The sequence below is a fragment of the Arthrobacter sp. Dra40 genome, assembly GCF_059091905.1.
This window is the reverse complement of sequence record NZ_JBNHHB010000566.1, coordinates 1-452: the sequence shown is the minus strand read 5'-3', so window position 1 is coordinate 452 and position 452 is coordinate 1. Positions and strand designations below refer to the sequence as shown.

Here is a 452-nt window from a genome sequence, read left to right as displayed (position 1 = left end):
TCGCCCGGGAACACTTGCTTGACGCCGTCGCCCATGGCATCTTCCAGGATCCGGATGTCGCGGATCAGCGCCTCGAAGCCCTTCGGCTCCAGCGAGGACGCCTGGTCCGAGCCCCACATGGTCCTATCCAGCGTGATGTGCCGCTCCACCGTGACCGCGCCCAGCGCCACCGCGGCGAGCGAGATCTGCAGCCCGCGCTCGTGCCCGGAGTAGCCCACCGGCACCTGGTAACGCTCCTGCAGCGTGGTGATCATCCGCAGGTTCGCCTCTTCCGGCGGCAGCGGGTAGGTGGAGGTGGCGTGCATCAGGATCAGCTTGTCCGTGCCCAGGGTCTCCACGGCCTTGTCGATCTGCTCGATCGTGGACATGCCGGTGGACAGGATCACCGGCTTGCCGGTCTCGCGCAGCGCGGCCAGCAGGTCCAGGTCGGTGACCGAGGCGGACGCGACCTT

Annotated in this window: 1 protein-coding gene; it reads right to left on the bottom strand. The window is 68.1% G+C overall.

Features of this window, described 5'->3' with window-relative positions; genetic code table 11:
- Window positions 1-452, bottom strand: a 452-nt coding sequence (locus AC5RWT_RS38015; protein WP_494084709.1) for an N-acetylneuraminate synthase family protein, incomplete at both ends; no start/stop codon positions are given.